Annotated in this window: 16 protein-coding genes and 1 pseudogene; 6 read left to right on the top strand and 11 right to left on the bottom strand. The window is 64.5% G+C overall.

What is annotated here, in order from left to right; translation table 11 throughout:
* Positions 1–529, bottom strand: a 529-nt coding sequence (locus JWQ24_RS19115) for a penicillin-insensitive murein endopeptidase (protein WP_299811512.1), incomplete at its 3' end; no start/stop codon positions are given.
* A gap of 345 nt (positions 530–874) precedes the next feature.
* Between JWQ24_RS19115 and JWQ24_RS19110 the strand changes: the two genes are divergently transcribed.
* Positions 875–3,091, top strand: a complete 2,217-nt coding sequence (locus JWQ24_RS19110; RefSeq protein WP_299811510.1) for an EAL domain-containing protein — start codon at positions 875–877, stop codon at positions 3,089–3,091.
* A 6-nt stretch (positions 3,092–3,097) separates the two neighbouring features.
* Here JWQ24_RS19110 and JWQ24_RS19105 read toward each other — a convergent pair whose 3' ends face one another.
* Together JWQ24_RS19105 and lepA are read right to left on the bottom strand one after the other, a co-directional pair.
* Complete coding sequence (locus JWQ24_RS19105; protein WP_299811508.1) at positions 3,098–4,309, bottom strand: ABC transporter substrate-binding protein; 1,212 nt, start codon at positions 4,307–4,309, stop codon at positions 3,098–3,100.
* A gap of 645 nt (positions 4,310–4,954) precedes the next feature.
* Positions 4,955–6,760 (bottom strand): translation elongation factor 4, encoded by a 1,806-nt coding sequence (gene lepA, locus JWQ24_RS19100; protein ID WP_299811506.1) that lies wholly within the window; start codon positions 6,758–6,760, stop codon positions 4,955–4,957.
* Positions 6,761–6,884: 124 nt separating this feature from the next.
* Here lepA and JWQ24_RS19095 point away from each other — a divergent pair, with 124 nt between their 5' ends.
* Positions 6,885–8,531, top strand: coding sequence for a glycosyltransferase family 39 protein (locus JWQ24_RS19095; RefSeq protein ID WP_299811504.1), 1,647 nt, complete (start codon positions 6,885–6,887; stop codon positions 8,529–8,531).
* 7 nt (positions 8,532–8,538) lie between these two features.
* On the opposite strand, the gene JWQ24_RS19090 is transcribed toward JWQ24_RS19095, so the two are convergent.
* From JWQ24_RS19090 to JWQ24_RS19070, 5 genes are all read right to left on the bottom strand, one after another.
* Positions 8,539–8,877: an HPr family phosphocarrier protein gene (locus JWQ24_RS19090; protein WP_299811502.1), complete on the bottom strand. Its 339-nt coding sequence runs from the start codon at positions 8,875–8,877 to the stop codon at positions 8,539–8,541.
* Positions 8,874–9,275, bottom strand: a complete 402-nt coding sequence (locus tag JWQ24_RS19085; RefSeq protein WP_299713548.1) for a PTS sugar transporter subunit IIA — start codon at positions 9,273–9,275, stop codon at positions 8,874–8,876. Before JWQ24_RS19085 ends, JWQ24_RS19090 begins: the two co-directional genes overlap by 4 nt.
* 131 nt (positions 9,276–9,406) lie before the next feature.
* Positions 9,407–9,931, bottom strand: a complete 525-nt coding sequence (locus JWQ24_RS19080; protein WP_299811500.1) for an HPr kinase/phosphatase C-terminal domain-containing protein — start codon at positions 9,929–9,931, stop codon at positions 9,407–9,409.
* The gene (locus JWQ24_RS19075; RefSeq protein ID WP_299811514.1) at positions 9,928–11,661 is read right to left on the bottom strand and encodes a sensor histidine kinase; all 1,734 of its coding nucleotides are present in this window, start codon (positions 11,659–11,661) and stop codon (positions 9,928–9,930) included. Before JWQ24_RS19075 ends, JWQ24_RS19080 begins: the two co-directional genes overlap by 4 nt.
* Before the next feature lie 191 nt (positions 11,662–11,852).
* Positions 11,853–12,554, bottom strand: a complete 702-nt coding sequence (locus JWQ24_RS19070) for a response regulator transcription factor (protein ID WP_299811498.1) — start codon at positions 12,552–12,554, stop codon at positions 11,853–11,855.
* Positions 12,555–12,768: 214 nt separating this feature from the next.
* On the opposite strand from JWQ24_RS19070, the gene JWQ24_RS19065 reads away from it, so the two are divergent.
* The 4 genes from JWQ24_RS19065 (at position 12,769) to JWQ24_RS19050 (ending at position 17,377) form a co-directional block, all read left to right on the top strand.
* A complete protein-coding gene (locus tag JWQ24_RS19065; protein ID WP_299811496.1) occupies positions 12,769–13,506 on the top strand; it encodes a DUF2470 domain-containing protein in 738 nt (245 codons plus the stop codon).
* Between the two features lie 181 nt (positions 13,507–13,687).
* Positions 13,688–15,301 (top strand): phosphoenolpyruvate carboxykinase, encoded by a 1,614-nt coding sequence (locus JWQ24_RS19060; RefSeq protein WP_299811494.1) that lies wholly within the window; start codon positions 13,688–13,690, stop codon positions 15,299–15,301.
* A 267-nt stretch (positions 15,302–15,568) separates the two neighbouring features.
* Positions 15,569–15,868 (top strand): GIY-YIG nuclease family protein, encoded by a 300-nt coding sequence (locus JWQ24_RS19055; protein ID WP_299811492.1) that lies wholly within the window; start codon positions 15,569–15,571, stop codon positions 15,866–15,868.
* Between the two features lie 141 nt (positions 15,869–16,009).
* Positions 16,010–17,377: an MFS transporter gene (locus tag JWQ24_RS19050; RefSeq protein WP_299811490.1), complete on the top strand. Its 1,368-nt coding sequence runs from the start codon at positions 16,010–16,012 to the stop codon at positions 17,375–17,377.
* 10 nt (positions 17,378–17,387) lie between these two features.
* On the opposite strand, the gene recR is transcribed toward JWQ24_RS19050, so the two are convergent.
* The 3 genes and pseudogenes from recR to JWQ24_RS19035 all read right to left on the bottom strand — a co-directional run.
* On the bottom strand, positions 17,388–17,993 hold the full coding sequence (recR, locus tag JWQ24_RS19045) for a recombination mediator RecR (protein WP_299811488.1): 606 nt from the start codon (positions 17,991–17,993) through the stop codon (positions 17,388–17,390).
* Positions 17,994–18,175: 182 nt separating this feature from the next.
* Complete coding sequence (locus tag JWQ24_RS19040; RefSeq protein ID WP_299811486.1) at positions 18,176–18,496, bottom strand: YbaB/EbfC family nucleoid-associated protein; 321 nt, start codon at positions 18,494–18,496, stop codon at positions 18,176–18,178.
* Between the two features lie 18 nt (positions 18,497–18,514).
* Positions 18,515–19,518, bottom strand: a pseudogene (locus JWQ24_RS19035) (DNA polymerase III subunit gamma/tau); the annotation flags it as partial.

Genomic DNA, 19,518 nt, shown 5'->3' with positions numbered 1-19,518 from the left:
GCCGCACCATCATCACGGCCGACATCTCCTCGCGCTCGTTGCGCGACAATTGCCGGTTCGGCATCGGCGTCAGCCAGATGTCGGCGTCGAGCCCGACCTGATGGCTGGCATGGCCGGTGATCATCGGGCCGCCGCGCGGCTGCGACATGTCGCCGACCAGCAGGCCCGGCCAGCCCGCTGCCTTGTTCGCTTTCGCCGAGAGCCGTTCCAGCAAGTCGATCATCTGCGGATGCGCCCAGTTGCGGTTGCGCGACAGCCGCATCACCTGCCAGGTCGGTCCGTTGATCGGCAACGCCTCGGCACCGGCGATGCAGCCCTTGGCGTAAAAGCCGACCACCTGCGGCGGCGAGCGCGACGGCAGCATCTTGCGGCCGAATAATTCCTTGGCCCCGGTATGCGGATCATTCGGGTTCGCCAGCGGCGCCAACGGTTTCGGATCGACGCTACCCTTGGTCTGCGCGAGCGCAGTACCCGCGCCGGCGAGCGCCGCGGGAAGTAGACATGCTGCAACTATCAGGCGGATGTTCATGGCGGCCGATCATAACGGAATTCCCGGCCATTTCAGCCCAGCTACGTTAATGCTTTGCTAACCATGTTGTCCGCTGTCGTTTTTTTTGGCACGGTCATCGCGGAATATTCAAGGGCCGCCGGTTTTGGGCGATGTCACGCCTTTAAAGCACCAAAAAACGGCGAAGGCCGCGTCAGGCCAGCCATAGTTGACCGGGGCGATGGGCTTTTTGCCTGTTGCGACGGCAACTGTTGTGCACATGCGATGGCTAGCAGCGCCGCGCGCCCTTCCCGGAAAAGAAAGTGATACCTTTTTTTAGATAGTTTCGGCGAAAACGATCCCGCGCAGAATGCGAGTGAAAGTCATATGCCGAAATTCCGGCCAGCCGCGAAGAAAAAGCTCAAGGCCAATACCGAACGTCCGCTGCCGGCCGGCCGCGCGATGAAGGCTGCGCTGAAACTGCCGAACGGCCGACGCGTAGCTGGCGAAATCGGTGAGATCGTGCGCCAGCGCGCGCATGCCGAGGCCGCCATCGCCGATGCCCGCAAGTCCCACGAACGGCTGCGCGAGGCGATCGACATCCTGCCGCAAGGCATCGTGATTCTCGACGCCGACGGCCGCTACATCCTCTGGAATAAAAAGTACGCGGAGATCTACAACCGCAGTTCGGACCAGTTCGTCCATGGCGCACGGCTGCAGGACACGATCCGTGTCGGTGTCGAGCGTGGCGACTATCCGGAAGCGATCGGCCGCGAAGAAGAATGGATCGCCGAGCGCGTGGCCCGGCTGTTTCACCCCGGGGAACGCCACGAGCAGACGCTGGCCGACGGCCGCGTCATCCTGATCGATGAACGTCTGACCGCAGACGGCGGCGTGATCGGCCTGCGCGTGGACATCACCGAACTGAAGCAGCGCGAAGCCTCGTTCCGGCTGTTGTTCGACAGCAATCCGGTGCCGATGATCGTCTGTGCGGTGGAAGACGAACGCATCCTCAGCGTCAACGACGCCGCGGTCGAGCATTACGGCTACACCCGCGCCGAATTCGAGAAACTGACGATCCGCCATTTGCAGGCATTCGAGGCGGAATCGCCGTGGGCCGGCGAAAAATCCACCGACGAGCAGGCCGCGCGAACCTGGAAGCATGTCAAAGCCGACGGCTCCCTGATCGATCTGGCGATCTATTCGCGCCTCCTCCGCTATGGCGACGAACCTGCGGTGATGCTGGCGCTGATGGACATCACCGAGCGCAAGCGCGCCGAGATGCGGCTTGCCTTCATGGCGCATCACGACGGCCTGACCGGGCTGCCGAACCGCAACCTGCTGCGCCAGCGCCTCGACGAGACGCTCGCGCACACCCGCCGCACCGGCGAGAAGGTCGGCGTGCTGTTTCTCGGCCTCGACAATTTCAAGGCCATCAACGACACGCTCGGCCACGGCATCGGCGACAAGCTGCTGCGCGGCGTGGCGCGGCGGCTGCGCTCGACGTTGCGCGAGGAAGATTCAATCGCGCGGCTCAACTCCGACGAATTCGCCATCATTCAGACTGGCATCAGCCGGCCCGAGGATGTCGTGCTGCTGGCGCGCCGGCTGCTGGAGGCGATTGGCGAACCCTATCTGCTCGATGGCCACTCCATCGTGATCGGCGCCTCGATCGGCATTGCGATGGCGCCCGGCGACGGCGAGGATTCCGAACGGCTGCTGAAGAATGCGGACATGGCGCTGTCGCGCGCCAAGAACGATTCCCGCGGCACCTTCAGCTTCTTCGAATCCGGCATGGATGCCCGCGCGCAGACCCGCCGCAAGATCGAGATCGACCTGCGTGCCGCCATCCAGGGCGATCTGCTGCGGCCGTATTATCAGCCGCTGATCGATCTCAAGACCGGTCGCATCACCGGTGTCGAGGCGCTGGTGCGCTGGCCGCATCCGGAGCGCGGCATGATTTCGCCGGCGGAATTCATCCCGGTTGCCGAAGACACCGGCCTGATCAACGTGCTGGGCGCGCAGATCCTGCGCCGCGCCTGCATGGAGGCCGCGCAATGGCCCGATGCGGTCCGCGTCGCGGTCAACCTGTCGCCGCTTCAGTTCCGCGTCGGTAACTTGTTGTCGATCGTGATGGATGCACTGAAGCAATCCGGATTGCCGGCCAAGCGGCTTGAGCTGGAGATTACCGAGACGCTGCTTTTGGAAAAGAGCAGCCAGGTGCTGGCGACGCTGCACGCGTTGCGCGCCTTGGGCGTGCGGATTTCGATGGACGATTTCGGCACCGGCTATTCGTCGCTGAGCTATCTCAGAAGCTTCCCGTTCGACAAGATCAAGATCGACCAGTCCTTCGTGCGCGATCTCGGCGCCAACCGCGATGCGCAGGCGATCGTGCGCTCGATCATCAGCCTCGGCATGGGCCTCGGCGTCACCATCACGGCCGAAGGCGTCGAGACCGAAGACGAGCTGGCCTGCCTGCGCGCCGAAGGTTGCGACGAGGCGCAAGGCTTCCTGTTCAGCCGCGCGCGGCCGAATGCGGAGATCATCGAATTGCTGCGCGCGCAGAGCATCGTGCCCGACGTCGAGCGCGCGCAGGTGGCGTGAGCGGCGCTACTTCACGTACTGGCAGCCGCCGTCCTTCATCGGGCGGAACGCCTGGTTGCCCGGCACTTCGGCGAGCAGCTTGTAGTAATCCCACGGCGCCTTGGATTCTTCAGGCTTCTTGACCTCGAACAGGAACATGCTGTGTTCCATGCGGCCGTCCTCGCGCAGCACGCCGTTATCGGTAAAGGCGTCGCGCACCGGCGTTTCGCGCATCTTCGCCAGTACCGGCCTGGTGTCGCGCGTGCCGGCGGCTTTCACCGCGTTCAGGTAATGCAATGTCGCGCTGTAGGTCGCCGCCTGGTTCATGGTCGGCATCCGCTTGGTGCGCTCAAAATAGCGCTTGCCGAACGCGCGGGTGCGATCATTGAGATCCCAGTAATAGGCCTCGGTGATGATCAGCCCCTGCGCCATCTTCAGGCCGAGGCTGTGGATGTCGGAAATGAACATCACGATCCCCGCCAGATTCTGCCCGCCCGCGACGATGCCGAATTCCGCCGCCTGCTTGATGGTGTTGATGGTGTCCGCGCCGCCATTGGCGAGGCCGACGATCTTGGCCTTGGAGGATTGCGCCTGCAGCAGGAAGGACGAGAAGTCCGCGGTGTTGAGCGGCGCCCGCGCGCTGCCGACGATCTTGCCGCCCGCGGCGCGCACCACATCGCCGGTATCGCGCTCGATCGAATGGCCGAACAGATAGTCCGCGGTGATGAAGAACCAGCTGTCGCCGCCGGTCTTGACGATCGCCTTGCCGACCGTCTGGGCGTTGCCATAGGTGTCGTAGGTCCAGTGCGCGGTATAGGGCGAGCAGGACTTTCCGGTGATATCGGAACTGGCGGCGTCGGTAACGATCATGATCTTTTCGAACCGCTTCGACATCTCCATCGCGGCCAGCGCGGTCGCCGAGGTCGGCAGATCGATGATCATGTCGACGTTTTCGTTCTCGTACCATTTGCGCGCGATCGAGGCGGCGATGTCGGCCTTGTTGAGCGCGTCGGCGCTGACCATTTCGATCGGCTTGCCGAACATGCTGCCGCCGAACTCCTCGATCGCCAGCTTGGTAGCCTCGACATTGCCCTGGCCGCCGATGTCGGAATAGACCGAGGAGAAGTCGGCGAGAATGCCGATCTTGAGCGGCGCCGTGGATTGCTGCGCCAGCGCAGCGGTACCCAGCAATAGTGAAACAGCAAACGTCGTCGCCGCCAACGCGCGGTGCGAAATCATTCCGTCCTCCCTCTGTAGCTGCGCGCCGTTTTCGGCGTCGCTGATACAGCATGGTTCGGCGTGGTATCGCAGGCAAGCGGATTGGATGCTGCGGTGCGCTGGGGCGCGCGCTGTCGTTCGCTTCATCGAGGGTGCGAACAACCCGGCATGTCACGTCGCGGAAAATGGAGCGCCGGGAGGCGCCAGGGGTTTGCGAAACCCCTTGAAGCGGGCCTTGCGAGGGCCCGCTTGCACGTCAGCACCGCGGGGGTGCGAGCCCCGCGAAGGAGACGCGCGCGTTGCGACATCGGCGGGGTTGCGAAGCCCGCCGCGCGAACGCTGCGCCTCCCGGCGCTCCACCAGCACCGCCCCGAGGGACAATGCTGCGGCCTGTTCGCCGGCGCCGCGTCATGAGCACGGAGCGGGCGGACAGGCGGGAGCAAGGATGGCGGAATTTAGGATTAAAGTCAATATTGAGTTTTTGCGTAAACCACTAAGCGGCAAAGCTGCTACGGCGCCAGTATGTTAGGTAGTATCGATCAAGTGCAGGCGAAAAGCTTATTGCTTGGATGCCTGAGTCTAGGACGATTGATCGAGTAATCTGCATTGCAGACTGGAGAACGTGTGAATGTCAGATGCGATGACGGACACGATACTCTTTTGCCCTCAGCTATCCACCTTCAGCGCGGCAATGAACGCTTCCTGCGGGATTTCGACCTTGCCGAACTGCCGCATCTTCTTCTTGCCTTCCTTCTGCTTCTCCAGAAGCTTGCGCTTGCGGCTGATGTCGCCGCCGTAGCACTTGGCCGTCACGTCCTTGCGCATCGCGCGGACGGTTTCGCGGGCGATCACCTTGCCGCCGATCGCGGCCTGGATCGGGATCACGAACATATGCGGCGGGATCAGGTCCTTCATCTTCTCGACCATCGCGCGGCCGCGGCCTTCGGCGCGGTTGCGATGCACGAGCATCGACAGCGCATCGACCGGCTCGTTGTTGACGAGGATCTGCATCTTGACGAGGTCGGCGGCCTTGTAGTCGGTGACGTGATAGTCGAACGAGGCGTAGCCCTTCGAAATCGACTTGAGGCGATCGTAGAAGTCGAACACCACTTCGTTGAGCGGCAGGTTGTACTTCACCATCGCGCGGGCGCCGATATAGGTCAGCTCCTTCTGCGTGCCGCGGCGGTCCTGGCACAGCTTCAGCACAGAGCCGAGATATTCGTCGGGGGTGAGGATGGTCGCTTCGATCCACGGTTCATGGATCTCGGCGATCTTCACCACGTCCGGCATGTCGATCGGATTGTGGATCTCGATCTCGCTGCCGTCGGTGAGGTGCATCTTGTAGATCACGGAAGGTGCGGTCGCGATCAGGTTGAGGTCGAATTCGCGGGACAGACGCTCCTGGATGATCTCCAGATGCAGCAGGCCCAGGAATCCGCAGCGGAAGCCGAAGCCGAGCGCGGCCGAGGTTTCCATCTCGAACGAGAAGCTGGCGTCGTTGAGGCGCAGCTTGCCCATCGCAGCGCGCAGCGTTTCGAAGTCGTCGGCGTCGACCGGGAACAGGCCGCAGAACACCACGGGGACGGCGGGCTTGAAGCCGGCCAGCATCTCGGTGACCGGGCGCTTGTCGTCGGTGATGGTGTCGCCGACGCGGGTATCGGCAACTTCCTTGATGGCGGCGGTGATGAAACCGATTTCGCCGGGGCCGAGCTCGTCCACGGCCGTCATCTTCGGGGTAAAGAAACCGACGCGCTCCAGATCATAGGCGGCGTTGGTGCCCATCATGCGGACGCGCATGCCCTTCTTCATCACGCCGTCGACAACGCGAACCAGAACGACCACGCCGAGATAGACGTCATACCATGAGTCGACCAGCAGCGCCTTGAGCGGTGCGTCGCGGTCGCCCTTCGGCGGCGGCAGCCGGGTGACGATGGCTTCCAGCACCAGATCGATGCCGATGCCGGTCTTGGCGGAGATCATCACCGCGTCGGAGGCGTCGATGCCGATCACGTCCTCGATCTGCTGGCGAACCTGTTCGGGCTCAGCGGCGGGCAGATCGACCTTGTTGAGCACCGGCACGATCTCGTGGCCGGCGTCGAGCGCATGATAGACGTTGGCGAGGGTCTGCGCCTCGACGCCCTGCGAGGCGTCGACCACCAGCAGCGAGCCTTCGCAGGCCGCCAGCGAGCGCGAGACTTCATAGGCGAAGTCGACGTGGCCGGGCGTGTCCATCAGGTTGAAGATGTACTCCTTGCCGTCCTTGGCGAGGTAGTTCAGGCGCACCGTCTGCGCCTTGATGGTAATGCCGCGCTCGCGTTCGATGTCCATCGAGTCGAGCACCTGCTCCTTCATCTCGCGCGCCTGCAATCCCCCGGTCTGCTGGATCAGACGGTCGGCGAGGGTCGACTTGCCATGATCGATATGGGCGACGATGGAGAAGTTGCGGATGTTCGAAATCGGGACAGTTGTCATGCGCGCGGGATAGCATTCGCGCCCCCTTGCGGCAACCTTATTGCGCCTTTTTGCCGGGCCGGAACGCCGTTTGGCTCACGGCATCCTGATTCCCCTTCGCGGTGAAACGCGCTAGGCAGGGCTCATGAAAAAAGTCGTCCAAAAAGCCGCTGAAAGCGCCGTTGCCCCTGTCGCCGGGAAGCCGCGCCGCCGTGCGTTCGGCCGCCGCGGCGCCGCCCGGCTGGTCGCCTGGGCGCAGGATGAGCGCCTCAGCACACTGCTGGTCGCCGGGTTCGTGCTGGCGCATGGCGTGCTGTGGACCGCGATCCTGACCCAGTTGAAGGCCGCGCAGGACGTTCATTTCGACGTCGCCGAGGGCTATGCCTGGGGGCAGAAGTTCCTGTTCGGCTATGGCAAGCACCCGCCTCTGTCGGGCTGGATCGCCGGCGCCTGGTTCAACGTGTTTCCGGCGACGGACTGGTCGACCTACGGGCTGGCGATGGCCACGGTCTGCGTGGGCATGATGATCTGTTGGGCGGTCGCGCTCAAGGTGGTCGACCGCCGCCGCGCCTTCCTTGTGGTCGTGATGCTGGCGCTCTATCCGATCTTCAATTTCAAGGGCTTCAAATACAATCCCGACCTGCTGCAGCTGGTGACGCTGCCGCTGGTCGTGCTGGCCTATCTCAACGCCTTCGACAAACGCTCGTTGCGCTCCGGCGTGTGGCTCGGCGCGGCGGGCGCGCTGGCGCTGATGACGAAATACTGGGTGATGACGATGATCGGCGCGGTCGGTCTGGCCGCCCTGATCCATCCGGCGCGGATGCTGTTCCTGCGCTCACCGGCGCCGTGGGCGGCGCTCGTGACGATGGCAGCCTTGATGCTGCCGCATCTGGTCTGGCTGCGCGAGGTGCACTTCGCGCCGTTCCTCTATGCCGGGGATTCCTACGCGATCTTGACCCGTGCGCAGAGCCTGCAACTGGCGCAGGGCTATATCACCCACAATCTGGCGCTGCTGGCGCTGCCGCTGGCGCTGGCCGCTCTGGCGCTGGCGTGGAGCCCGCGCCACTTGCTCCTGCCGTTGCAAAATCCGCGGGCGTTCTTCACCGACCCGTGGTCGATGCGCGACAATCCCGGCGTCCGGCGCGATCAGGCGCTGAACATCTGGCTGATCCAGCTGATCGTCGCGGTCGGGCCGCCGATCGGCGCCGTTGTATTCGGCATCTACATCAAGACCGATTGGGGCATCTCGCTGTTCTTCCTGGTGCCGCTGGCGGTGGTCGCCGTTCCGTCGCTGCGGGTGCCGGGCGCGGCCTTGGTGCGGCTCGCGGCGACCTGGCTGGTCCTGACCCTGCTGACGCTCGCATTGTCGCCGCAGATCGCGATTGCGACGCTGCCGCGCAACGCCGAGGGCCGCTTCACCCACATCTCGTATTCGCAACTGGCGCGCCAGCTGACCGACATCTGGCATGAGCGCTTCCATTCGCAGTGGAAGGTGGTCGCCGGCTACACGGACGTCGGCGAGCCGATGACCTTCTACAGTCCCGACCATCCGATGCCGCTGACGCCGAACGAGCCGTGGCCGTCCGGCCTGACCTCGCTGGAGGAGGCCAGGCGCGAGGGCTTCATCGGCGTCTGCGAAGTCGGTGACTGGAAGCAGGCTGTGTGCGATGCTTGGATGAAGGACAACGCTGCCAATGGCGAGCACATCGTCGTCACCACGCGGCGGTTCTTCAAGGGCCAGGCGAGTGCCGCGACGGCGTGGAACGTGGTGATCGTGCCGCCGGGGAGGTAGAAAGGCGCTACTCTTCGCCGAACTTGTTGCCGACCAGTTCGGCAATGGCGTCGAGGGCGGCTTGCGCTTCAGGGCCCTTGGCGGAAACCATGATGGTGGTGCCGGGGCCGGCGGAGAGCATCATCAGGCCCATGATCGAGGTGCCGCCGACCGATTCGCCGTTGCGGGTCACGGTGACCTCGGCGTTGAAGCGCTCGACCATCTGCACGAATTTGGCGGATGCCCGTGCATGCAGGCCGCGCTTGTTGAGGATCGGGATTTCGCGCGACACGGCGCCGGCCGGCGACGTCGCATCGGAGGCAGCAGAGCCGCCGTTCGGACTTGCCTGGTCGGCCCCGTCACTCATTTTCCAGCGAGCACGCGGCTGGCGATGGTGACGTATTTGCGCCCGGCTTCCTGGGCGGCGGCGATCGCTTCCGGCAGCGGCATGTCGGCGCGCACCTTGGCGAGCTTGACCAGCATCGGAAGGTTGATACCGGCCAGCACTTCGACCTTCGGTCGGCTCATGCAGGAGATCGCCAGGTTCGACGGCGTGCCGCCGAACATGTCGGTAAGAATAGCGACGCCGGCGCCGCTATCGACGCGGGCGACCGCCTCGATAATGTCGCTTCGACATAAATCGGAATCGTCTTCGGCGCCGATTGTGACGGCTTCAATTTGCTTCTGCGGACCCATTACGTGCTCGAGCGCTGCCTTGAACTCGTCGGCAAGGCGCCCGTGGGTCACAAGTACTAGACCAATCATAGGAAACTCCTCGTGGGTGCTGCTTGGTGCACCGCACGAAAGGGCCACTTTGACCATCCAGAGCCCTCTTGCAAGGGGGCTCTTCGCGTTTCTCCCTTAAAATGCGATCTAAATGGGGAGCCGGCGCGGGTCTATTCGGTGGCGATAGTGGGGCTAATATGGTTACCAATTCCCTTCGGACAATCGTCTGGCGAGTGTTGGGATGTCGCACCTTCGGTAGTGGTCAAGGCCGCCAGCACCAGCGGCAGTGCCGGAAACCCCGCGCCAACCGGGATTCGCGGCAGTTCCACGCCGTCGATGACGGTGCGCAGCGCCCGGGGTTCCGGTAGCCGGGCGGCGTCGGGAGCCGCCAGATCCACCACCAGCCCGACGATGGCGGAGGCCGCATGGTCGAGGCGGCGGATGCCGAGGCCGCGGACCTCGATCAGGCCGGCGAGCTCCTGGGCCGGGCGAACCCACAGCCGGCCATCCCGGGCTGCCAGGCGAACGCGGTCGTCGCCCACCAGCATGGCGGCGTCGATCGGCCCGGCCTGTCCGGCCCAGATCAGCTCGAGCACCAGGCGCGACTTGCCGGCGCCAGAGGGGCCGCGGATCAGCACCGCGCGGTCGCCGACCAGCACGGCGGAGGCATGGACTGTCTTGTCGGCGACGCTCATGTCGCCGGCAGCCGGACCACGAAGCGGGCGCCGTTGACAGGGATTTCGCCCTCGTCATTGACCGGGCCAAGCCGGTTCTCTGCCCATATCTTGCCGCGGTGCGCTTCGACGATCTGCTGGGAGATCGACAGGCCAAGCCCCGAATTCTGCCCGAAACCCTGATGCGGCCGGTCGGTGTAAAATCGCTCGAAGATCCGCTCCAGGGCGTCCGGTTCGATGCCCGGGCCGTCATCATCGACCAGAATCTCGATGTCGGTCTTCAGTCGCCGGCAGAGGATTCGCACCTTGCTGCCGGGCGTCGAGAAGGATTGCGCGTTGGTGACGAGGTTGGTGATCACCTGGAACAGCCGCGAATCATGGCCGGGCACCGAGAAGCTGTCGGAGAATGCCCCCTCGAAGCGGATATCGACGCCGACGTCGTGACCGAGCTTGGTCTCGTTGGCGACGCCGGTCAGCGTCGTCAGCAGCCGGCGCATGTCCACCGGGGCGACGTCGTTGCGCTGCAATTCGGCGTCGAGCCGGCTGGCATCGGAGATGTCGGAGATCAGCCGGTCGAGCCGCCTCACGTCGTGCTCGATCACAGCCAGCAGCCGGCCGCGGCTGTTCTCGTTCTTTGCCAGCGGCAGCGTCTCCACCGCGGAGCGCAGCGAGGTCAGCGGGTTCTTCAATTCGTGCGACACGTCGGCGGCGAAGGTCTCGATCGCCTCGATGCGGTTGTACAGCGCGTCGGTCATGTCGCGCAGCGCGCCGGACAGATGGCCGATTTCATCGCGGCGGCTGGTGAAGTCGGGGATCTCGACGCGGGTGCGGATGCGCCGACGAACCCGCTCGGCGCTGTCGGCGAGGCGCCTGACAGGGCCGGCGATGGTCGAGGCCAGAAGCAGCGACAGCACGATCATCACCACGGCGGCGACCGCGAACACTTTCAGGATCGCGAGGCGTTCGGCAGTGACCATCTGGTCGATGTCGTCGCCCTGCGTCGACAGCATCAGGGAGCCGTGCACGGCGCGGAAACGCTGCACGGGGACGGCGACCGAGACGATCACCTCGCCGCGCTCGTTGATGCGCACCATGCTGCTTTTTAGACCATCGAGCGATTGCGCGACTTCCTGGTAGCCGTTGCCGTTTTCCGGGCCGAGTTCGCGGTACAGCGGCAGGTCGCCGCGGTTCAGCCAGGTGCGGACGGCAATCGCCGCCTTCTCGGCAAAGCCCGGCTTGTCGGTGGAGGGCGGCGGCAATTCGAAGCGCAGCACGTCGCCGCGGCCATACAGGCTGCGGCTGTCGAGGATCAGTACGCCGTCGCGGTCGTAGATGCGGGCGCGCGTCTTGGTCGGCGAGATAAGTCGTCGGAGCACCGGGGCGACGCGCTCCGGATTGATCGGGAAATCCAGCCCGGCCATTTCGTCCGGCGCGCCATAGGTCTCGCCGGGCTTGAGGTCGAGCAGCCGGTCGGGATCGATGGTGATGGTGTTGGTCTCGACCGTCGCCGAGGCCGCGATGGCGCCGGCGATGATCTCGGCCTGCACCAGCAGGCTCTGGGCGCGGGCGTCGATCAGGCCGGCGCGGAACTGCGACAGATAGAGAATGCTGGTGACGAGCGCGACCAGACCGAGCAGGTTCAGCGAGACGATGCGCCGGGTCAGGCTGGAGAAGGTCAGCGCGACGAAGTACTGCCGCAGGCTGCGCAGCCAGTTCAGCGGCCGTTGCCAGCCGCGGGTTTCGTTGACGATGTCGGAGTCCGTCTGCGACGGCGAATTGCCGCCGACATCCGGGCTTCCATCAGGCTGCGTTCGATCCAGCAATGCACGGACCCGGTTGGTGTTGGTGTTGGCGATACGGCGCACGGCGCGCGCCCGTCGGCGCAGTCTACGCCAAGCCGGCGGGGCCGTCAGGCCCCAACCGCTGCCGCGTCCCGATCCGATCAGGTTTCCTTGAATCGATAGCCGACGCCGTACAGCGTCTCGATCATCTCGAAGTCGTCGTCGACCACCTTGAACTTCTTGCGCAGTCGCTTGATGTGGCTGTCGATGGTGCGGTCATCGACATAGACTTGATCGTCGTAGGCGGCGTCCATCAAGGCGTTGCGGCTCTTGACCACGCCGGGACGGGTGGCGAGCGCCTGCAGGATCAGGAATTCGGTGACGGTGAGCGTCACCGGCTCGTTTTTCCAGGTGCAGGTATGGCGTTCCGGGTCCATCCGCAGCAGGCCGCGGTCGAGCGCCTTGGCGTCGGTCTCCTTCGGCGGAGCGGTGGGGTCCTTCGGCGCAGCGCGGCGCAATACGGCCTTGACGCGCTCGACCAGCAGGCGCTGCGAGAACGGTTTGCGGATGAAATCGTCGGCGCCCATCTTCAGGCCGAACAATTCGTCGATCTCCTCGTCCTTCGAGGTCAGGAAGATCACCGGCAGGTCGGACTTCTGGCGCAGGCGGCGCAGCGTCTCCATGCCGTCCATGCGCGGCATCTTGATGTCGAGGATCGCCAGATCCGGCGGGCTGGTGCGGAAGCCATCCAGCGCCGACGCGCCATCCGTGTAGGTCATGATCCGGTAGCCCTCGGCCTCCAGCGCGATCGACACAGAAGTAAGAATGTTGCGGTCGTCATCGACCAGAGCGATTGTGGGCATGAGCCTGCTTTCCGAAGCGGGAGTGGCGGAGGCGAACATTCGACCATCCGCCGTACGAGGTGGCCTTAAGAGCACAGTCAACGAGCAATGCAAGCTGGGCTGAAATGTGGCCGAGTTCCATGAACGTGTGAACGGGGCATCGGTTCCATATTTATACTCATCCGATGGGCCGAGAAAAAGGCCAGTTCCTGTAATGAAACTCTGGATTTAGCCGATGCAGCCGATACCCGCTTTCGATCCCGCCGCGCTTGCCCGGTCGCTGTTGCGGCGTAGCCGGCAGGGCGCCCTGGCGACCCTGATGCCACCAAAAGGTGATCCGTACTGTTCGCTGGTCAATCTGGCGAGCGCGCCCGATGGCGCGCCGGTGCTGCTGATTTCCCGCCTGGCGCTGCATACCCGCAACATCCTCGCCGATCCCCGGGTGTCGCTGATGCTGGATGAGCGGGCCGCCGGCGATCCCCTCGAAGGCGCCCGGATCATGCTGGCCGGGACCGCCGAACAGGCCGGCGAAGTCGATGCCGCTTCGTTGCGGCAGCGTTATCTTGCAGTGCACCCGTCGGCCGGGATGTTCGTCGACTTCAAGGATTTCGCGTTCTTCCGGATAGAGCCCACGGCGGCGCATCTGGTCGCCGGCTTCGGCCGGATCAATGATCTTGCGCCGGCGCAATTCCTCACGGATCTCTCCGGCACCGAGGCGATGCTGGAGGCGGAGCAGGGGGCCGTGGCCCATATGAATGCCGACCACCGCGACGCGCTCAGCCTCTATGCAACCAGGCTGCTCGGAGCCGCGCCGGGCGAGTGGTGCTGCACCGGCTGCGATCCCGACGGGCTCGATCTGCAGGCCGGTACGACCGTGCTGCGGCTCGACTTTCCGCGGCGGATCGTCACCCCCGGGGCCTTGCGTGCTGCACTGCGGGAACTCGCGGAACAAGCGCGGGCGCTCAACAATTGAGCGGGGTCAAGATGGTAGCAGGATAACCAGGCATCATAATCTTGGCTTGTCGATCGCGGGCGGTGGCACTATTAGGTCGCCGGAACGTGGCCAGACGGGCTATATAACAGTCTACCGCGGCTGCTGTGCGCATGGCGACAAGCGCACAGGTGGTGACCGCGGACTCAAGGAGGAATTCTTCGTGAAAGAGACGGGCGTACGCAACGCGGCTTTCGGTGCCGACAAATTCGGACTGACCAACCTCACGGCACTCAACTGGAATTTCGGCGCGCCGCAACTATACGAGCACGCGCTGCGCGTCGGCGAGGCCGAATTGTCCGCCGATGGCGCGCTGTGCGCTGACACCGGCGACTTCACCGGCCGCAGCCCGAAGGACAAGTACACTGTCCGCGATGCCTCCACCGAGAACATGTGGTGGGAAGGCAACCAGTCGATCACGCCGGAGCAGTTTGAAGCGCTCTATGTGGACTTCAAGAAGCACGCCGAAGGCATGACCCTGTTCGCGCAGGACCTCTATGGTGGCGCCGACCCGTCGTTCCAGATCAAGACCCGCGTGTTCACCGAGCTGGCCTGGCACTCGCTGTTCATCCGCACGCTGCTGATCCGACCGGAAGCCGCTGATCTGGCCGGCTTCGTGCCCGAACTCACCATCATCGACCTGCCGAGCTTCCGCGCCGATCCGAAACGTCACGGCGTGCGCTCCGAGAACGTCGTGGCCATCGATTTCGCCCGCAAGATCGTCCTGATCGGCGGGTCTTATTATGCCGGCGAGATGAAGAAGAGCGTGTTCACCACGCTGAACTATTATCTGCCCGCCAAGTGCGTGATGCCGATGCATTGCTCCGCCAATGTCGGCCCCGACGGCGACAGCGCAATCTTCTTCGGCCTGTCCGGCACCGGCAAGACCACGCTCTCGGCCGACCCCAGGCGCACGCTGCTCGGCGACGACGAACACGGCTGGGGCAAGGATGGCATCTTCAATTTCGAAGGCGGCTGCTACGCCAAGTGCATTCATCTGTCGCAGGAAGCCGAGCCCGAGATCTATGCGGCGAGCAAGCGGTTCGGCGCGGTGCTGGAGAATGTGATTCTCGATACCAACACCCGCGTGCCGGATTTCAACGATGGCTCGAAGACCGAGAATACCCGTTCGGCCTATCCGCTCGACTTCATCCCGAACGCCTCGCGCACCGGCCGCGCGCCGCAGCCGAAGAACGTGGTGATGCTCGCAGCCGATGCCTTCGGCGTGATGCCGCCGATCGCCAAGCTGACCCCGGCGCAGGCGATGTATCACTTCCTGTCCGGCTACACCGCCAAGGTCGCCGGAACCGAGCGCGGCCTCGGCAACGATCCCGTGCCGGAATTCTCGACCTGCTTCGGTTCGCCGTTCCTGCCGCTCGATCCTTCCGTCTATGGCAATATGCTGCGCGACCTGATCGCCAAGCACAATGTCGATTGCTGGCTGGTCAACACCGGCTGGACCGGCGGCAAGTATGGCGTGGGTTCGCGGATGCCGATCAAGGTGACGCGCGCGCTGCTCACCGCCGCGCTCGATGGCTCCTTGCGATCAGTCGAATTCCGCACCGACAAGTATTTCGGCTTCGCGGTGCCGACGGCATTGCCCGGCGTGCCCTCGGAGATCCTCGATCCCGTCAACACCTGGACAGACAAGGTAGAGTTCGACGCCACCGCGCGCCGGCTGGTCGGCATGTTCCAGAAGAACTTTACCAAGTTTGAAGCGCAGGTCGACGCCGACGTCCGTGCCGCAGCGCCGGACGTGAAGCTCGCGGCGGAGTAGGGGACGCTGCAGTTCTGAGATTGAAAAGGGCGGCCGCAAGGTCGCCCTTTTTGTTGGTGCAGAGCTCGCCGTGCTGCCGAAAATAGGACCTATGCGCCGGTGTGTACTGGGTCGCCCGGTCAAGCCGGGCGATGACAGCGAGTGTGGGGCCGCGGCATGCGCGGCAGGCAATACGACGAGCTGCGGATGTGTAGTTCGCGCGCTTTCCCGGGAAAAACTATCATCGCCCGGCTTGACCGGGCGACCCAGTAAACTCAGAATTCGAAGATGCGCGAGCATCACTACTACGTCTACATCCTCGCCATCCGGATCGGCGGCACGCTGTATGTTGGAGTGACCAACGATCTCATTCGTCGCGTCCACGAGCACAAGACGAAAACGGCGGACGGATTCACGAAGAAGCATGACGTCGAACGACTGGTTTACTTTGAATTTTACGATCACGTCGGACATGCGATCCATCGTGAAAAGCGCCTGAAGACATGGCCCCGGGCATGGAAGATCGCGCTGATCGAGAAGGACAATCCCAACCGGGATGATCTGTATCCGGTGATTGCGGCATTGTGAGATTGCAATTCGCCGAGGCCAGCGTGTACCGGGGCGCCCGGTCAAGCCGGGCGATGACAGTCTTTTCCGGGTGAGCGGGCAAAATCAAACTTCGGCTTTGCCTTGCACCCCTCCGCCGTCCGAATCTGCTAGCACTGGGCCATGACCAGCGCTGAATCGTCCGACACGCCCCTTGCCCTGAAGCCCCGCGCCACCTGGCGCGAGAGCATGGCGGTGTATCTGCAGCCGCGCGTCCTGATCGTGCTGCTGCTCGGTTTTTCGTCCGGCCTGCCGCTGGCGCTGTCGGGGTCCACGCTGCTGGTGTGGATGCGCGAATCCGGCGTGGATCTCGGCACCATCGGGTTGTTCGCGCTGGTCGGCACGCCCTACACGCTGAAGTTCCTCTGGGCGCCGCTGGTCGATGCCCTGCATGTGCCGCTGTTCACCCGCCGCTTCGGCCGTCGCCGCGGCTGGCTGGTGTTCTCGCAATTGCTGCTGATCGCAGCGATCCTGTTGCTGGCGCTGACCGATCCCGCCAGATCGCCGCTGTTCGTGGCGCTCGGCGCGCTGCTGGTGGCGGCGATGTCGTCAACGCAGGACATTGTGGTCGATGCCTTCCGCGTCGAGAGCCTGCCGGAGAGCGAGCAGGCCGCCGGCATGGCCTCGTATGTCGCCGCGTACCGCATCGGCATGCTGGTCTCGACCGTCGGCGCGCTGTATTTCGTCACCGGCTTCGAAGAGCTTGGCTATGCGCGGCCGGCCGCCTGGGCGGCCGGCTATATCGTGATGGCGGCGCTGGTCGGCATCGGCATCGTCACGACATTGCTGGCGACCGAACCGGAAAAGTCCGTCGCGGCCGCCGCCGAGCATGCGGCGCATCCGGAAAATCCGCTCAAGCGCGTCGCCAAGACGGCCTATGGCGCCTTTGCCGAATTCCTGACCCGCGATGCCGCGGTCGTGATCCTGGTCTTCGTGGTGTTCTATAAATTCTGCGACGCGTTCGCCGGCATCATGACGGCGCCGTTCGTCATTGATCTCGGTTTCACCCGCACCGACTATGCCAACATCGTCAAAGGCGCCGGCCTCGCCGCGACCTTGATCGGCGGCTTCGCCGGCGGCGCGCTCGCCAGGGCCTATCCGCTCGCCACCGTGCTGTGGGTCGGCGCGATCCTTCAAATGGCCTCCAACCTGATGTTCTCCTGGCAGGCGATGGTCGGACTGAACCATTGGGCGCTGATCGTCACCATCGTGGTCGAGAACTTCACCGGCGCCATCGGCACCGTGATCTTCGTGGCTTACCTTTCGGCGCTCTGCAAAAATCCGCTGCACACCGCGACGCAGTTCGCGCTGCTGACGGCGCTGGCAGCGGTCGGCCGCACCTATCTGTCGGCCGGTGCCGGCTATCTGGCGGCGGCAACCGGTTGGCCGTTGTTCTTCGCGCTCAGCGCGCTGACCGCGCTGCCCGGCCTTGTTCTGCTGGCCTGGCTGCAACGCCGCGGGCATTTCGCCACGCTGGTCTCCAAAATCTAAGCCGCGGAAATCAGAACAACGTGCGCTGCCGGATCGCCGCCGACAGCGTGCCCTCGTCGAGATAATCCAATTCGCCGCCGACCGGCACGCCATGCGCCAGCCGCGTCACCTTGACGTCGGCGCTGTGCAGCAGGTCGGTGATGTAGTGCGCGGTGGTCTGGCCATCGACCGTGGCATTGAGCGCCAGAATGACTTCCGTCACGTTGGCCGCATGGGCGCGCGAGATCAGACCGTCGATCGCCAGATCCTGCGGGCCGACGCCGTCGAGCGGCGACAGCGTGCCGCCGAGCACATGGTAGGGTGCGTTAATGGCGTGGGCGCGCTCCAATGCCCAGAGGTCCGCCACGTCGGCCACCACCACCAGCACCGACATGTCGCGGCGCGGATCGGTGCAGACCGTGCATGGGTTCTGCGTATCGATATTGCCGCAGGTCTTGCAGACCTCGATTTTCTCCAGCGCGATCTGCAAGGCGGACGTCAGCGGCGCCATCACCTGCTCGCGCTTCTTGATCAGATACAGCGCGGCGCGCCGCGCCGAGCGCGGACCGAGGCCGGGCAGCCGCGCCAGCAGTTGAATGAGGCGCTCGATTTCGGGGCCGGCGATAGCTTTAGCCATGGGTGCTTGCGGTTGCTTCCCTCGCCCCGCGCTTGCGGGGAGAGGGTGGCGCCGAACGAAGTGAGGCGCCGGGTGAGGGGCAGAACGGAATTAAGCGGTGCGGGAGATAGCCCCTCACCCGCCTCGCCGCCCAACGGCGGCTCGGCACCCTCTCCCCGTAAACGGAGAGAGGGCAGAAAAAATCAAAACAGCTTCATGCCGGGCGGCAGCGGCAGGCCGCCGGTCAGCGCCTGCATCTTGTCCTGCAGCAGTGCATCAGCCTTGCGCCGCGCGTCGGCATGCGCCGCAATCAGAAGATCCTCCAGGATCTCCTTCTCGCCCGGCACCAGCAGCGAGTCGTCGAGCTTGACGCCGCGCAGCTCGCCCTTGGCGGACAGTTTCACGGTCACCATGCCGCCGCCGGCGGTACCGTCGACCTCGATCTGGTCAAGCTCGGCTTGCAGCGCGTCCATCTTGGACTTCAACTGCGTCGCCTGTTTCATCATTCCGAGAAAATCAGTCATGTTGGTCTCCGGCGAATGTCAAAAATCGTCGTTGTCGTCGGGCCGCGCCCCGCCCCCATAGGCGGATTCGTCATCGACCGGCGGCGGCTCGTCCGGCAGCACGTCGCCCTCCTCGCCGATGCTGGCCTGGCCTTCGCTCGGCATCAGGGCGGCGGGCGGTCGCACCTCGACGATCTTGGCGCCGGGAAAGCGCATCAGCACCGCCTGCACCAGCGGGTCGGCGGTCACTTCCTGTTCATAAGCCGCCTTTCGGACGTTGGACTGCGAACGCACCGTCGGCGCGCCGGCCTCGGCCGACACGATCACCATCCAGCGCTTGCCGGTCCATAGCGACAGTTTGCGCGACAGATCGTTGACCAGCGCGCGTTGCGCGCTCGGCTCCAGCGAAATCTCCAGCCGGCCCTCCTCGAACCGCACCAGCCGTACGTCGCGCTCCAGCGCCATCTTTACGGAGATGTCGCGCTTTTCGGCCGCGAGCGCGATCAGTTCGGGAAACGATCCGACCGATATCGTCGGCTCACCGGCCGCAACCGGCGCCACGGATGCTTGCGGCTCGGTCTCCGGCGCGCGCATCGCGTTGCCGCCACTGCCGCGCGGCGCATCGAAACGTGGGGCAGCCGATGCTGTTGAAGTTGGAGCCGCCTGACTGCCGCCATTGCTGGGCGCGCGCGGCACCGAGATCGAACCACCGTCCGACAGCGTGCGGATTACTTCGTCGGGCGTCGGCAGGTCGGCCACATAGGCAATGCGCACCAGCACCATCTCGGCGGCCGCGACCGGACGGCTGGCGTTCTGGACCTCGGCCAAGCCCTTGAGCAGCATCTGCCAGGTCCGCGACAGCACCCGCATCGACAGCTTGGCGGCAAACTCCCGGCCCCGGCCGCGCTCGGATTCGCTCAGCGACACGTCGTCGGCAACCGACGGCACGATCTTCACCCTTGTGACGAAATGGGTGAACTCGGCGAGTTCGTTCAGCACCACCGAAGGATCGGCACCGGAATCATATTGATCGCGCAACTCGT

Source organism: Tardiphaga sp. (assembly GCF_028290495.1).
Taxonomy (GTDB): Bacteria; Pseudomonadota; Alphaproteobacteria; order Rhizobiales; family Xanthobacteraceae; genus Tardiphaga.
Note: the sequence above shows the minus strand (reverse complement) of the source record. Positions and strands in the feature narration are given on the sequence as shown.

Coding starts and splice junctions, on each gene's coding strand:
- JWQ24_RS19110 (WP_299811510.1), top strand. CDS start 875: ATGCCGAAATTCCGGCCAGCCGCGAAGAAAAAGCTCAAGGCCAATACC.
- JWQ24_RS19105 (WP_299811508.1), bottom strand. CDS start 4,309: ATGATTTCGCACCGCGCGTTGGCGGCGACGACGTTTGCTGTTTCACTA.
- lepA (WP_299811506.1), bottom strand. CDS start 6,760: ATGACAACTGTCCCGATTTCGAACATCCGCAACTTCTCCATCGTCGCC.
- JWQ24_RS19095 (WP_299811504.1), top strand. CDS start 6,885: ATGAAAAAAGTCGTCCAAAAAGCCGCTGAAAGCGCCGTTGCCCCTGTC.
- JWQ24_RS19090 (WP_299811502.1), bottom strand. CDS start 8,877: ATGAGTGACGGGGCCGACCAGGCAAGTCCGAACGGCGGCTCTGCTGCC.
- JWQ24_RS19085 (WP_299713548.1), bottom strand. CDS start 9,275: ATGATTGGTCTAGTACTTGTGACCCACGGGCGCCTTGCCGACGAGTTC.
- JWQ24_RS19080 (WP_299811500.1), bottom strand. CDS start 9,931: ATGAGCGTCGCCGACAAGACAGTCCATGCCTCCGCCGTGCTGGTCGGC.
- JWQ24_RS19070 (WP_299811498.1), bottom strand. CDS start 12,554: ATGCCCACAATCGCTCTGGTCGATGACGACCGCAACATTCTTACTTCT.
- JWQ24_RS19065 (WP_299811496.1), top strand. CDS start 12,769: ATGCAGCCGATACCCGCTTTCGATCCCGCCGCGCTTGCCCGGTCGCTG.
- JWQ24_RS19055 (WP_299811492.1), top strand. CDS start 15,569: ATGCGCGAGCATCACTACTACGTCTACATCCTCGCCATCCGGATCGGC.
- JWQ24_RS19050 (WP_299811490.1), top strand. CDS start 16,010: ATGACCAGCGCTGAATCGTCCGACACGCCCCTTGCCCTGAAGCCCCGC.
- recR (WP_299811488.1), bottom strand. CDS start 17,993: ATGGCTAAAGCTATCGCCGGCCCCGAAATCGAGCGCCTCATTCAACTG.
- JWQ24_RS19040 (WP_299811486.1), bottom strand. CDS start 18,496: ATGACTGATTTTCTCGGAATGATGAAACAGGCGACGCAGTTGAAGTCC.